The 15,150-nt window shown below is 67.8% G+C and carries 9 protein-coding genes; all 9 read right to left on the bottom strand.

The window, feature by feature from the left end; all coding sequences use genetic code 11:
• Positions 1 to 2: 2 nt before the first annotated feature.
• Positions 3 to 6,413, bottom strand: coding sequence for a type I polyketide synthase (locus DB708_RS14950; RefSeq protein WP_108923031.1), 6,411 nt, complete (start codon positions 6,411 to 6,413; stop codon positions 3 to 5).
• A 141-nt stretch (positions 6,414 to 6,554) separates the two neighbouring features.
• Positions 6,555 to 7,616: a type III polyketide synthase gene (locus DB708_RS14945; protein WP_108923029.1), complete on the bottom strand. Its 1,062-nt coding sequence runs from the start codon at positions 7,614 to 7,616 to the stop codon at positions 6,555 to 6,557.
• Positions 7,617 to 7,768: 152 nt separating this feature from the next.
• Entirely contained in the window at positions 7,769 to 9,193 is a 1,425-nt protein-coding gene (argH, locus tag DB708_RS14940) for an argininosuccinate lyase (RefSeq protein ID WP_108923027.1), read from the bottom strand.
• Positions 9,190 to 10,410: an argininosuccinate synthase gene (locus DB708_RS14935; protein WP_108923025.1), complete on the bottom strand. Its 1,221-nt coding sequence runs from the start codon at positions 10,408 to 10,410 to the stop codon at positions 9,190 to 9,192. The genes argH and DB708_RS14935 overlap by 4 nt, the downstream gene beginning before the upstream one ends.
• A 16-nt stretch (positions 10,411 to 10,426) precedes the next feature.
• Positions 10,427 to 10,927, bottom strand: coding sequence for an arginine repressor (locus tag DB708_RS14930; protein WP_108923023.1), 501 nt, complete (start codon positions 10,925 to 10,927; stop codon positions 10,427 to 10,429).
• Positions 10,924 to 11,850, bottom strand: a complete 927-nt coding sequence (argF, locus tag DB708_RS14925) for an ornithine carbamoyltransferase (RefSeq protein ID WP_108923021.1) — start codon at positions 11,848 to 11,850, stop codon at positions 10,924 to 10,926. Before argF ends, DB708_RS14930 begins: the two co-directional genes overlap by 4 nt.
• Positions 11,843 to 13,033, bottom strand: coding sequence for an acetylornithine transaminase (locus tag DB708_RS14920; RefSeq protein ID WP_108923019.1), 1,191 nt, complete (start codon positions 13,031 to 13,033; stop codon positions 11,843 to 11,845). The genes argF and DB708_RS14920 overlap by 8 nt, the downstream gene beginning before the upstream one ends.
• Positions 13,030 to 13,920: an acetylglutamate kinase gene (argB, locus tag DB708_RS14915; protein WP_108923017.1), complete on the bottom strand. Its 891-nt coding sequence runs from the start codon at positions 13,918 to 13,920 to the stop codon at positions 13,030 to 13,032. Before argB ends, DB708_RS14920 begins: the two co-directional genes overlap by 4 nt.
• Positions 13,917 to 15,146, bottom strand: a complete 1,230-nt coding sequence (argJ, locus tag DB708_RS14910; protein ID WP_235616825.1) for a bifunctional glutamate N-acetyltransferase/amino-acid acetyltransferase ArgJ — start codon at positions 15,144 to 15,146, stop codon at positions 13,917 to 13,919. Before argJ ends, argB begins: the two co-directional genes overlap by 4 nt.
• Positions 15,147 to 15,150: the final 4 nt, after the last annotated feature.

The following is a 15,150-nucleotide window of genomic DNA, read 5'->3' as shown; positions in this document are numbered from 1 at the left end:
TCTTAGGAGCCGAGTTCTTCGTCGAGGATGGCGAACAGTTCGCTTTCGCTGGCACTGTGGATGTCCTCGTCATCGGCTTGTTGCTGGTCGTATGGATCCAGGTGGCCACTGAGCGTGGTCAGCAGGGTCTGGATGCGGGTGGATAGGTGCGGTTTGTCTTCGAGCTGCCAGTCAGGTCGGTTCAACAGCGTTTGCAGCTCCCGGGTGATGTCGTTGAAACGTGCCATCAGGTTGGGCTGCTCGGCAGGCCCAGAATTGGGAACCGTGGAGACCACCAGCCGGGTGTCGAGGTGCTCGGCAAGCACGATCGGCGTCGGATAGTCGAAGATCAGCGTTGGCGAAAGGGTCAGTCCGGTAGCGGTTTTGAGCCGGTTGCGCAGCTCGACGGCGGTCAGCGAGTCGAACCCGAGGTCTTGGAAGATGCTGCCGGCGTTGATGTCTCCGGTACTGGGACGGCCCAGCACCGTAGCGGCGTTACGGCAGACCACGTCCACCAGTTCGCTGTGTCGCTGCTCTGCCGACAGGCCCTGCAGGCGGGCGACGAGGCTGGTCATGGACGCCGAGGTGGTGTCGTTCTCGTCGAGTATCCGCCGAATGGGGCGGGTGGCCAGCTGGCTCAGCAGCGGTGGCAGCGAGGAGCCGTTTTGGGCCAGCGCACCGGGGTCGATACGTGCGGCGACCATCATTGGGCGCTCGGCCAGCATCGCGGTATCGAAGAATCGCAGCGCCTGTTCAGTTGCCATGGGCGCGAGCCCGATTCGGCTCATGCGTGCTTTGTCGCGCTCGTCGAGGTGCTGGGTCATGCCGCTGGCCTGTTCCCACAGTCCCCAGGCCACCGACAACCCGGGCAGGCCCAGTGCGCGCCGATAGCCGGCCAACTCGTCGAGGAAGCTGTTCGCCGCCGCGTAGTTGCCCTGGCCCGGGGAACCTACGATCCCGGCCATCGACGAGAACAGCACGAACGCCGACAAACCCATGTCCCGGGTAAGCTCATGCAGGTTCCAGGCGCCGTCGACCTTGGCCCGCAACACCGTATCGACCCGTTGCGGGGTCAACGACGTGACCAGCCCGTCATCGAGCACCCCGGCGGCATGGAACACACCCTTGAGGGGATATTGTGCGGGCAGCGCAGCGATCAACGCCGTAACCGCATCCCGATCGCTCACGTCACAGGCCGCCACCGACACCTCGGCCCCGGCACTGTTGAGCCGGTCCACCAGCTCCGCCACACCCTCGCCGTCGCCGCCGCTGCGGCTGACCAGCACCACGTGGGCCACACCGTAGCGAGCCACCAGATGAGCGGCCACGGCTGAACCGGCCATCCCGGTGCCCCCGGTGATCAGCACGCTGCCGCCGGCCAGTCCGCCGCCCGAACCCGTGAGCACCGCGTCGCCGGGGCCATCGGGGACGGTGAGCACGACCTTGCCGGTGTGGCGGGCCTGGCTAACGAAGCGGTACGCCGACGAGGCGCATCGCACGTCAAAGGTGCTCACCGGCAACGGCTTCAGCACGCCACTGCCGAACAGCTGCAACAGGTCGCAGAGCATCGTCGCGGTGAGATCTGGGCCGGCCTCGATCAGATCGAAGGCGCGGTAGTAGACGCCATGGTGCTGCGCCGTAACCGCCTCAGGGTCGCGAAGGTCGGTCTTGCCCATCTCGATGAAACGCCCGCCGCCCACCAGCAATCGCAGCGAGGCGTCGAGGAACTCCCCGGCCAGCGAGTTGAGCACCACATCGACCCCGGCGCCGCCGGTGGTGGCAAGAAACTTCGCTTCGAAGTCCAGCGCCCGGCTATCGCCGATGTGATCATCGTCAAAACCCATGGCCCGCAACGTGTCCCACTTACCGCGACTGGCCGTGGCGAATACTTCGGCACCCCAATGCCGAGCCAGCTGCACGGCGGCCATCCCCACCCCACCGGTGGCGGCGTGCACCAGGACCTTGTCCCCGGCTTTGACGCCGGCCAACACCGATAGACCGTACAGAGCGGTCAAGAAGACGACCGGCACGCTGGCGGCCTGTGCCAACGACCAATCCGCCGGCACCGCGGTCACCAACCGCGCGTCCAGCACGGCCTCAGAACCGACGACCCCCAACAAACCCATCACGGCATCGCCGACGGAGACGCCCTGCACGCCGGGACCGACCTCGACGATCACGCCGGAGCCTTCGACACCGATATCGCCACCGCCGGGATACATCCCCAACGCCATCAGCACATCCCGGAAGTTCACCCCCACCGCGGCCACCGCCACCCGCACCTGTCCGGCGGCCAGCTCCACCCGAGGCAGCGGACGCACCACCAGATCCTCCAGGGTGCCGCGGCCGCCGACGCTCATCCGCCACTGCCCTGGCGGCAATGTCGCTACCGACCGGGCCGGGGTCAGTCGAGCGGCGTGTGCGACGCCGAAGCGCACCACCAATTGCGACTCACCGCAAGCGACTACATCTCCGACGTCCAATGATCCGTCGGAGTCGACCAGCACCAGCCGACCCGGTTGCTCGGCCTGCGCCGAGCGCACCAAGCCCCAGACCGCCGCGCCCGCCAGATCCGTGACATCCTCACCGGCCAGCCCGACAGCGCCATGAGTCAGCACAATCAGCACCCGCGCGTCGTCACCGGCCAACCATGACTGCAACAGGCTCAAGGCTTCGTGGGTGGCCGCATACACCGATGCCACCGTGTCACCGCTTCCGGGACTCGGCTCCCACACCGTTAGATCTTCGACGGCAATAGTGTTGGGCTCCAAGGCGACCGGCGACCACGTCACCTCCAGCAACCCGCCGCCGGTGCGGGGAGCCGCGGCCACCGCCGTCAGCTGCGCCGCCGAGATGGGACGAACCACCAACTCGCGCACCGACAGAATCGGCAGCCCCGCCCCGTCGGCCAGGTCCACTGACACCGCGCTCACGCCGACCGGCGCTATCCGAACCCGGGCCCGCGTCGCCCCGGCCGCATGCAAACACACGCCCTGCCAGGAGAACGGCAACATCGTCTCGGCCTGGTCACCGACCACCCCCATCGCGTGCAGCGCGGCATCCACCAGCACCGGATGAATGCCGAAACTGTCCACCTTGACACCGGCGACCTCGGGCACGGCGACCTCGGCGAAGACCTCGTTCCCGAGCCGCCACATCGCGTGCAGACCCTGAAACGCCGGACCGTACCGGTAACCCCGCCGGTTCAGCTGCTCGTAGGCGTCGGCCACGTCCACCGCGATCGCTCCGAGCGGCGGCCATACCGACAGGTCCGCGGCCGGACTGCCCGAGCCCGCGCTCAGCGCGCCCTCGGCGTGCAGCGCCCATTCCGAATCGGGCTGCATCCCGCGGGAATACACCGACACGGCACGCCGGCCCGAGCCCCCCGCGGCGCCGACCACAACCTGCACCTGTACCCCGTCGGACGCCGGCAACAGCAGCGGAGCCGACAGCGTCAGCTCGTCCACCACTGCACAACCGACCTCGTCACCGGCCCGCAAAGCCAACTCCACGAACCCGGCTCCCGGGAACAGCACCACACCGGCCACCGCGTGATCGGTCAGCCACGGCTGCGCCGCCAACGACAGCCGGCCGGTCAGTACCACGCCACCGGAATCGGGTCGCTGCAGCACCGCGCCCAGCAGGCCGTGCTCGGCGCCGGCCAGACCCAGGCCACCCAGATCACTGCCACCAATGTCTAACGGCGGCAACCAAAATCGTCGACCCGCAAATGCATACGTCGGCAACTCCACCTGGTGTCCACCGGAGAACACCGAACGCCAATCCACCGCAACGCCCGCGACGTGGGCCTGACCCGCCGACAGCCAGAACCTTCCCAACCCGCCGTCGTCGCGGCCCAGCGACGGAATGACAACGGCATCGTCGGCAACGGTGTCTTCAATGCCGGCCATCAGCACCGGATGCGGGCTTGACTCGATGAACACCCGGTACCCGACGTCGCTCGCGGTGCGGACCGCCTGCTCGAATTGCACGGTCTGGCGGATGCTGCGGTACCAGTAGTCGGCGTTCAAACCCGCGGTGTCGAGGGGTTCGCCGGTGACGGTGGAGAAGAAGGTGACCGACGACGATCGAGGCTCGATGCCGTTCAGGGCCTCGGCAAGCGATTCACGGATCGCGTCGACCTGTGCCGAGTGCGAGGCATAGTCGACATCGATCCTGCGGGCACGCACGTCGGCGCTTTCGCAGCGCCGCACCAAATCCTGCAACGCGTCCACCTCGCCGGAGATGACAACTGCCGAGACACCGTTGACCGCGGCGATATTCAGGCGGTCACCCGAGGGCGCCAGCAGCTCGCGCGCTCGCGCCAGGTCGCAGGCCAACGAGACCATGCCCCCGGCACCCGACAGCTGCACCAACAGCCGGCTGCGCAGCGCCACCACCCGGGCGGCATCTTCCAGCGACAGCGCACCGGCGACACATGCCGCCGCGATCTCGCCCTGCGAGTGGCCGATCACCGCATCGGGATGCACACCCACCGAGCGCCATAATTCGGCCAGTGACACCATCATCGCCCAGAGCACCGGCTGCACGACGTCCACCCGATCGAGCCCCGGGGCGCCCGCCGCGCACCGGATCACGTCGATCAAGGACCAGTCCACGTGCTCGCCGAGCGCCTTTTCGCATCGGTTCAGCTGCTCGGCGAATACCGGTGCAGCGTCGAGCAATTGGGCTCCCATACCGATCCATTGCGAGCCTTGGCCGGGAAAAACGAACACCGTCTTGCCGGTCGGCTGGGCGCGGCCCGCCACGACGTTGGCGCCCGGCTCACCGGCGGCCAACCCGGCCAGCCCAGCCATCAACTCGTCGCGGCCGCCGACGACCACGGCCCGGTGCTCGAATGCCGAGCGTGTCGACACCAGGGACCACCCCACGTCGGCCACACCAAGCCGCTGATCGGCCCGCACGTGTGCCAACAATCGCCGCGCTTGGCCCACCAGCGATTCGGCGGATCGGGCCGACAACACCCAGGGAGCCACCGGCATGTCGCTATCAGTGGATGCGCCAACGCTTTCCACCGGCGGAGCTTGTTCGAGAATCACATGCGCATTCGTCCCGCTGATCCCGAACGACGACACCCCCGCCCGGCGGGGACGATCCAGCGGCGGCCACGACCGCTGGCCGGTCAGCAACGACACCGCACCCGCCGACCAATCCACGTGTGGCGTAGGCACGTCCACATGCAACGTCTTGGGCATCACGCCATGGCGGATTGCCTGCACCATCTTGATCACACCGGCGACTCCCGCGGCCGCCGACGTATGGCCCATGTTGGACTTGATCGAACCCAGCCACAACGGCCGATCGGCCGGACGGTCCTGCCCGTAGGTCGCCAGGATCGCCTGGGCTTCAATCGGATCGCCCAGCGTGGTGCCGGTCCCGTGACCCTCCACCAGATCCACGTCCGCCGTACCCAGGCGTGCGCTTTCCAGCGCCGCCCGGATCACCCGCTGCTGCGCCGGCCCATTGGGAGTCGCCAGCCCGTTGGACGCACCGTCCTGGTTGACCGCCGAACCCCGCACCACCGCCAGTACCCGATGACCCAACCGCCGGGCATCGGCCAGCCGCTCCAACACCAGCGCCCCGACCCCCTCGGAGAAACCGGTTCCGTCGGCGGCACCGGCATAGGCCTTGCACCGGCCGTCGGCAGACAGCGCCCGCTGCCGGCTGAACTCCACGAACATCGCGGGGGTGGCCATCACCGTCACGCCGCCGACCAGCGCCGCGTCACACTCACCAGATCGCAGCGATCGCGCGGCCAGATGCAACGCCACCAACGACGACGAGCACGCGGTATCCACCGATACCGCCGGGCCCTGAAGCCCCAGCGAATACGCGACGCGCCCCGACGCGACACTCAGCGTCGAACCACGCAGGCCGTATCGCTCCAGGTCTCCCGGTACGCGGCCCTGTCCCCCATACGAACCGTGAAAGACCCCGACGAACACGCCCGTAGCCGACCCCCGCAGCGTGATCGGGTCAATCCCGGCCCGCTCCAACGCCTCCCATGAGACTTCCAACAACAAACGCTGCTGAGGATCCATCGCCAGCGCCTCGCTGGGTGCGATCCCGAAGAACGCGGCATCGAAATCGGCGACGTCCGACAGGAATCCACCGCAGCGGTTGTACGACTTGCCGGTCGCGTCGGGGTCGGGATCGAACAGCCCCGCCAAATCCCAGCCGCGGTCGGCCGGAAAATCCGACACGACATCGCGTCCCTCAACGACCATCTCCCACAACGCCTCCGGGGAATCGACCCCACCCGGATAACGGCACGCCATCCCCACCAGGGCCACCGGCTCGGTCGCTTCCTCGGTTAGCAAAGCCAGGTATTCGCGATTTTCCCGCTTGAGCCGCTCGTTCTCTTTCAGCGACGCGCGTAGCGCCTTGACCAGTTCTTCCGGACTGCTATTCATCGAACCCGGCCTTCCGTGCTGCCCGCCAAAGCGGGCAAAGCTGCGTAATCGCGCTTCAAAGCAACATATCGGCGCCGCTCCATCGCCGTCACGTCCAATCCGCGATAGCTACCAGACCAAGCAGAGTCCACCCGCCCGCGTCTAGTGCCAGCGCAGCAATACAAGCTCGGAACAGAAGCCGGGCCCCATCGCGAGCATCAGACCCGGGCTTCCACTGGGCGGTTTCTTGGCGATGGTGTCGCGCAGGACGTGCAGCACCGAAGCCGATGAGAGGTTGCCGATCTCGCCGAGCGATCGCCACGTCAGTTCCAGGGCGTCCGGGGCCAGGCGCAGTGCCGCGGTGATCGCCTCGATGACCTTGGGGCCGCCCGGGTGGCTGACGAAGGCGCCGACGTCGCTGGCCGTCAGGCCGTGCGCCCCCAGAAATCCGGTGACATCATCTTCGATGTATTGCTCGACAACAGCCGCAACGTCCTTGGACAGCACCAGCTCGAACCCCTCGGTGCCGACGTCATAGCCCATCGTGCGCAGCGAATCCGGATAGAGATGGCTGCGCGAATCGAGGACGTCCGGGCCGCCGGCACCGATCTGTTCGGCGCGACGCTCGCCGACGGCCACCACGGCTGCGGCGCCATCGGCAAACAGGGCGCTGCCGACCAGACCGGCCAGCGATGGCTTATATCCCGGGTAGGTCAGTGAGCAGAGTTCCACCGAGATCAACGCGGCCACACCGTCGGGATCGCCGCGCAGGTAGTCGTTCAGCCGGGCCACGCCGGCCGCTCCGGCTACGCAACCAAGGCCGAACAGCGGTACCCGCCGCACGTCTTCGCGCAGGCCGAGCCGACCGGCTATCCGGGCATCGATCGACGGGACCGCGAGTCCGGTGACCGTCGTCGTCAGCAGCACGTCGAGGTCGCGCGGTTGCAGGCCCGCGTCGTCCAGCGCGCCTGACAACGCCTCGCAGCCCAGCTCAACGGCGTTGTCGATATAGATCTGGTTCGCCACGCCGAAGTCGGTCAGCCGGGGATAGCGCTCCAGCGGGATGACCAGATGGCGGCTGTTGACTTTGGAGCTGGCGTGCAGCTGCCGAACGATGTCTTCGTAGTCCTCAAAACCCGGAATGCTGAGGAAAAAGTCGGTGAGTTCTCGCTGCGAATAGCGATACGGCGGCAACGCGCCGAACACGCCTGCGATGACACTCATTGGTCCCACCCCTTGGTGACGAACATGCAGGTCGACCGGTTCAACCCTACGGCTACGAGCTGAGAGCTTAATCGTCTTAGGCGGGCCGCGCCGCAAAATCTCGCTGACCTGAGACAACGGCCAAGCGAATCGGGAGTTCTACCGAGCGCGTGTCAGCTTTCGAATTGGTGGCGAAGCTGCACCCGCAGCCGCTCCGAGCTGTCCAGCACGCCACGCAATTGGTCGGCGACCTGGCCGGGTGCGGTGCCGCCGCGGGCGTCGCGCGAGGATACCGAGCCTTCGATGGTCAGCACCTCGCGAACCTGTGGCGTGAGCTCCGGGCTGATAGCCGCGAACTCATCGTCGGTCAGCTCCTCGAGCCCGACACCGCGGCCCTCGGCGGCGCGCACGGCTGCCCCCGCGGCCTCGTGTGCCGACCGAAACGGCACTCCCTGGCGGACCAGCCACTCGGCGATGTCGGTGGCCAGGGTGTAGCCGGCCGGGGCCAACGCCGCCATCCGCTCGACGTGGAAGGTCAAACTTCCCACCAGCCCGGCCATCGCCGGCAACAGCAGCTCCAGCTGAGCCACCGAATCGAATACCGGTTCCTTGTCTTCCTGCAGGTCACGGTTGTAGGCCAGGGGCTGGGCCTTCAGCGTCGCTAGCAGCCCGGCCAAGTTACCGATCAGCCGTCCGGACTTGCCGCGGGCCAGCTCGGCGATGTCGGGATTCTTCTTCTGCGGCATGATCGAGCTGCCGGTCGACCAGGAATCGTGCAGCGTGACGTAGCCGAACTCCGTCGAGCTCCAGATGATGATGTCCTCGGCCAACCGGGAGAGGTCTACGCCGATCATCGCCAGGACGAAGGCCGCCTCGGCGGCAAAATCGCGGGCGGCCGTCGCATCGACGGAATTGGTGGCGGCGGTGGCAAAACCCAGATCCGCGGCGATCGCGTCCGGATCCAGCCCCAGCGACGAGCCGGCCAGCGCCCCCGACCCGTACGGCGACACCGCCGCGCGTTTGTCGAAGTCGGCGATGCGGTCCACGTCACGCAGCAAGGGATGCGCGTGCGCGAGCAAGTGGTGGGCCAGCAGGATCGGCTGGGCGGACTGCATGTGGGTTTTGCCCGGCATGATCGCCGTCGGGTGCGCTTCGGCCTGGGCGGCCAGTGCGCCGACGACGTCCAGCGCACCGGCGGCGACCCGTCGTACGGCGTCGCGAAGCCACATCCGGAACAGCGTGGCCACCTGGTCGTTGCGGGACCGACCGGCCCGCAGCCGGCCGCCCAAATCGGGACCGACCCGGTCGATCAGTCCACGCTCCAGCGCGCCGTGCACGTCCTCGTCGGTCACCAGCGGCCCGAAACTGCCGTCGGCAATGTCTTCGGTGAGGCTGTCCAGGCCGGCCAGCAACCCGTCGCGCTGTTCCTCGGTCAGCAGCCCTGCCCGGAACAACACGATGGTGTGCGCGCGCGACGCGATGACGTCGTAAGGCGCCAGCACCCAGTCGAAGTGAGTGGACTTGCTCAGCGCGGCCAGCGCGTCAGACGGCCCATCGGCGAACCGGCCGCCCCACAGTGATCCCTCTCGAGTGCTCACGTGCCGTTCGGGTCTTCCTTGGCAGCCAGGTCCCGGCGCGCGGACAGCTTGGACGACAACCCGTGCACGTAGACGAAGCCCTTGGCAGCCGACTGGTCGAAGCTGTCGCCCTCGTCGTAGGTGGCCAGGTTGAAGTCGTACAGGGATTCCGAGCTGCGTCGGCCGTTGACCGCAATGTGGCCGCCATGCAACACCATTCGGATCTCGCCGGACACGTGCTCCTGTGTCTTGGCGACGAAACTCTCCAGGGCGGTCTTCAGCGGCGAGAACCACAGCCCGTCGTACACCAGCTCGGCCCAGCGCTGGTCGGTGGTGCGTTTGAACCGGCCCAGCTCGCGCTCGAGGGTGACGTGTTCGAGTTCGGCGTGCGCGGTGATCAGCGCCATCGCGCCGGGCGCCTCATAGATTTCGCGGCTCTTGATGCCCACCAGCCGGTCCTCGACCACGTCGAGCCGCCCGACTCCCTGCGCGCCGGCGCGGGCGTTGAGCTCCTCGATGGCTCCCAGCATCGACACCGGCTTGCCGTCGATCGACACCGGCACACCGCGCTCGAACCCGACGATCACCTCGTCGGGTGTGCTCCAGTTGAGCGTGGGGTCTTCGGTGTAGTCGTAGACGTCCTTAGTGGGCGCGTTCCAAAGATGTTCCAGGAAGCCGGTTTCCACCGCGCGGCCCCACACGTTCTGGTCGATGGAGAACGGCGAGCGCTTGGTGACGTTGATCGGGATGGCGTTCTCCTCCGCGAACGCGATCGCCTTCTCCCGCGTCCAGGCGTAGTCGCGGACCGGCGCCAACACCTCCAAATCCGGCGCCAGCGAACCGAATCCGACCTCGAAGCGGACCTGGTCGTTGCCCTTACCAGTACAGCCGTGCGCGACGATGCCGCCGCCGTACTTGCGAGCTGCCGCGACCAGGTGCTTGACGATCAGCGGCCGGCTGATGGCCGACACCAGCGGGTAGCGGTCCATGTACAGCGCGTTGTTCAACACCGTCGGCAGGCAGTAGCCCTCGGCGAACTCGTCGCGGGCATCGACCACGACCGCCTCGACCGCACCGCAGTCCAGCGCTCGCTGACGTATCAGCTCCATATCCTCGCCGCCCTGGCCAAGGTCGATCGCGACCGCCACGACTTCGCGGCCGGTCTCCTTGCCTATCCAGCTGATGGCCACCGAGGTGTCCAGACCGCCGGAATACGCCAGGATGACGCGCTCTGACATGAATCAATCTCCAGTTCTATTTGAGGTTTTCCAGGGTTCTGGCCAGCTCGGCACCCGTCATCGGCTCCCGGGCAGCCACGAAGAGGGTGTCATCGCCGGCGATCGTACCGACGACGTACGGTAACGCCGCACGATCGATTGCGCTGGCCAAATAATCAGCTCCGCCGGGCGGAGTTCGCAGCACCGCGAGGTTCGCGCTGGCGTCGGTGGACACCAGCAGCTCGCTCAGCAGCCGCGACAACCGCGCGGTGCCGCCGGATACGCCGCGCACCGGGCTGCCGTCTTCGGGAACGACGTAGACGCCCACGCCGCCGTCAGCGCCGCGCAGCTTCACCGCGCCGAGCTCTTCGAGATCGCGCGACAGCGTGGCCTGGGTGACGTCGACGCCTTCGTCGGCCAGCCGTACTGCCAGTTCGCTTTGGCTGCTGATCGACGACGACGACAGGATCGCCACGATCCGCGCCTGACGACCGGCGCGGGTGATGTCGGAAGCGGTCTTAGAGGCATTGCGCGTCAACGGGATCGCTCCAAAAGCCACACCAGCAGCGCCTTCTGGGCGTGCAGCCGGTTTTCGGCCTCGTCCCACACCACGCTGGCCGGTCCGTCCATCACCTCGTCGGTGATCTCGTCGCCGCGGTGAGCCGGAAGACAGTGCAGCACAATGGCTTCCGAGTCCGCCAGGCCGAGCAGCCGGGTGTTGATCTGAAACGGGCGAAACGGCTTGACCCGATCCAGCCCGTCGGCCTCTTGGCCCATCGACGTCCAGGTGTCGGTCACCAGGACGTCGGCACCGGCGGCGGCCGCGTCGGCGTCGGCGGTCACGGTGACCGAGGCGCCGGTGTCCGCGGCGCGCTGCTCGGCGGCGGCCAGCACGGCGGGGTCCGGCGTGAAGCCCTCCGGCGCCGCGACCCTGACATGGATGCCGGCGGTGACACCGCCGAGCATCAGGGAATGCGCCATGTTGTTGGCGCCGTCACCGAAGTAGGACATCGTCAAACCGCCCAGCGACCCCTTGTGCTCGGCGATGGTCTGCAGATCGGCCAGCACCTGACAGGGATGGAACTCATTGGACAGCGCGTTGACCACCGGCACCGTCGCGGTCGAGGCCATGGCGTCGAGCCGCTCTTGCCCGAAGGTCCGCCACACGATGGTGTCGACATAACGGGACAGCACCTGCGCGGTGTCCTGCAGCGTCTCGTCGCGGCCCAGCTGGGTGCTGCCGCTGTCGACGACGACCGGATGCCCGCCCAGCTGCGCGATGCCCACCTCGAAGGAGAACCGGGTGCGGGTGGAGTTCTTGTCGAAAAGCACCGCGACGCCGCGCGGCCCGTCCAGGGGGCGGCGACTGAACGGGTTCTTCTTCAGCTCGGCGGCCAACTCGAGTACCTCGGCCTGTTCGGCCGGCGATAGGTCGTCGTCGCGCAAGAAGTGTCTAGGCATGTGCGCCCACCGCGTCGAGCACGCCGGGCAGGGCGGCCAGGAAGCTGAGGATCTGGGCTTCGGTGATCACCAGCGGCGGCGCCAGCCGGATGACGTCGGGCGCGGCCGCGTTGACCAGGAATCCGGCGTCACGCGCAGCCGCCTCGACATCCTTGGCGCGCGGCGCGGTCAGCACCACGCCGCACAGCAGCCCGCGGCCGCGGGTGTGGTCGATCAGCGGGTGGCCCAGCGATTCGATGCCCTCGCGCAACGACTTTCCCAAGATCTCGGCCTGCCGGATCAGGTCGTCGTCGACCAGCACCCGCAGCACCGCGCGCGCGGCCGCGGTGCACACCGGGTTGCCGCCGAAGGTGCTGCCGTGCAGGCCGGGTGTCAACAGTTCGGCCGCGGGCCCGATGGCCAGCACCGCACCGATCGGCAGCCCGCCGCCGAGCCCCTTGGCCAGCGTCACCACGTCCGGGGCGATGCCGTCGTGCTGGTGTGCGAAAAAGGCTCCGGTGCGCCCGATTCCGGTCTGCACCTCGTCGAGCACCAGCAGGGCGCCGTGCCGTGTGGTGATCTCGCGGGCCGCTGCCAGGTAGCCCGCGGGCGGGACGACGACGCCGCTCTCCCCCATGATCGGCTCCAGGAAGACCGCCGCGGTCTCACCGTCGACGGCGGCGGCCAGCGCGTCGGCGTCGCCGTAGGGCACGTGCGTGACGTCACCCGGCAACGGCTCGAACGGCGCCTGCTTGGCCGGCTGTCCGGTCAGCGCCAGCGAGCCCATGGTTCGGCCGTGGAAACCTTCTTGCGCGGCAACCAGTTTCGTGCGGCCGGTGAGCCGCGACATCTTGAACGCCATCTCGTTGGCTTCGGTGCCCGAGTTGCAGAAGAACACCCGGGTTCGGGTGTCGGTGCCGAGCAGCGCGACCAATTCCTCGGCCAGCGCGACGCCGGGTTCGGTGGCGTACAGGTTCGACGTGTGTCCCAGCGTCGACATTTGTTGCGTGACCGCCTCGATCAGGGCCGGGTGGCCGTGCCCGAGCACGTTGACCGCGATGCCGGCGAGCAGGTCGAGGTACGTCTTGCCGTCGACGTCGGTGACGACGGCGCCCGCACCGCTGGCCAGCGCGACCGGAGGGGTGCCGTAGTTGTTCATCATCACGGCTTCCCAGCGCTGCCGCATGATGTCCGTGTTACTCATGCGGGCACCACCTTGGTGCCGGTCCCGGCATCGGTGAACAGCTCGACGAGCACGCAGTGCTTGACCCTGCCGTCGATGACGTGTGCGCTGGGCACCCCCGCGGTGACGGCCCGCAGACACGCTTCGACCTTCGGGATCATGCCCGCCTCCAAAGTAGGTAGCAGTTGCGCCAGTGTGGCGGTGTCGATTTCGCTGACCAGCGAATCGCGATCCGGCCAGCTGGTGTACAGGCCCTCGATATCGGTGAGCATCAACAGTTTTTCGGCACCGAGTGCCTCGGCCAGCGCGGCCGCGGCGGTGTCGGCGTTGATGTTGTGCACCACACCCTCGGCGTCCGGGGCGAGTGTCGACACCACCGGAATACGGCGTGCCGCAATCAGATCCAGCACCGCGGCGGTGTTGACCTTGTCGACGTCGCCGACCAGGCCGATGTCGGTTTCCACACCGTCGACGGTGACGCTGCGGCGCACCGCGGTGAACAGCTGGGCGTCCTCGCCGGTGATGCCGACGGCATACGGCCCGTAGGCGTTGATCAGGTTGACCAGTTCGCGGCCCACCTGGCCGAACAGCACCATCCGCGCGACGTCGAGCACTTCCGGTGTGGTGACCCGGAACCCGCCCTTGAAGTCACCCTTGTCGATGCCGAGCCGGCGCAGCATCGCGGTGATCTGCGGGCCGCCGCCGTGCACGACGACGGGGTGGATTCCGCAGTTGCGCAGGAACGCCATGTCCGCGGCGAAGGCTTGCCGCAGCGACTCGTCGGTCATCGCGTTGCCGCCGTATTTGACCACGACGATCTTGCCGTGCAACTGCTGCAGCCACGGCAGCGCCTCGGCCAGTACCTGCGCCTTGACTCCGGTGGGTAATTCGTCGGTGTTGATCGTCATGTGCTGTAGGCCGAGTTCTCTTCGACGTAGGCGTGCGACAGATCGGTGGTCCGGATGGTGGCGTGGCCATCGCCGAGGCCGAGGTCGACGACGACGGCTATGTCGCGGCCGGACAGATCCACCTCGCGCGAGCCCGGGCTGCCGGTGCCGTCGGCGAATACGACAGAACCGTTGAACGACACGGTGATTCGATCCGGTTCGATGATCACTCCGGGCGCCAGGCCCACTGCCGCCACCACTCGGCCCCAGTTGGGGTCCGAGCCGAACATCGCGGTCTTGACCAGGCTGTCGCGGGCGATCGAGCGGGCGCTCATGAACGCGTCGTCTTCCGAGCGGGCTCCGGTCACCGTGACCGTGACCCGTTTGGTCACGCCCTCGGCGTCGGCTTGCAGCTGGGCGCAGAGGTCGTCGCACACCCTGAACACGGCGTCGTCGAGTTCGGCCTGCGACGGCGCAACCCCACTGGCGCCGGAGCCCAGCAGCAGCACGGTGTCGTTGGTGGAACAGCAGCCATCGATGTCGAGCCGGTCGAAGGTGCGCAGGCTGGCCCGGCGCAACGCCTGGTCGAGCGCGGCGGAGTCGGCGACCGCGTCGGTGGTCAGCACGCACAACATGGTGGCCATCGACGGCGCCATCATGCCCGCGCCCTTGGCCATGCCGCCGACGTTCCAGTTGTTTTGATGGTGCAGTGCAACCTTTTTGGGCACGGTGTCGGTGGTCATGATGGCCTGTGCCGCCTCGTCGCCGCCGGACAGGCCGCCGGCCATTTCGTGCACGATGTGCGTGACCCCGGCCAGCACCTTGTCCATCGGCAGCCGGTCGCCGATCAGCCCGGTGGAACAGACGGCGACCTCGATGGCCCCGGTCTCGGTTCCCCAGTCCGACAGTGCGGCCGCGACCGCTTCCGCGGTGGCATGGGTGTCCTGGAAGCCGCCCGGGCCGGTGCAGGCATTGGCGCCACCGGAATTGAGGATCACCGCGCGCAGCTGGCCGGTGGTGAGCACCTGCTGGCTCCACAGCACCGGGGCCGCCTTCACCTGGTTGCGGGTGAACACCCCGGCCACCGCGTAGTCGGGTCCTTCGTTGAAAACGAGCGCGAGGTCGCGTGTCCCGGACTTCTTGATCCCGGCGGCGATGCCGGCGGCGCGAAAGCCCGCGGCCGCGGTGACACCCTGGGTGCGCACCAGCCGCGTGCCGGAAGCCTCCGACTCGGTCGCGGGCGCTATGTCG

It is taken from the genome of Mycobacterium montefiorense, from assembly GCF_003112775.1.
Classification (GTDB): domain Bacteria; phylum Actinomycetota; class Actinomycetes; order Mycobacteriales; family Mycobacteriaceae; genus Mycobacterium; species Mycobacterium montefiorense.
Note: the sequence above shows the minus strand (reverse complement) of the source record. Positions and strands in the feature narration are given on the sequence as shown.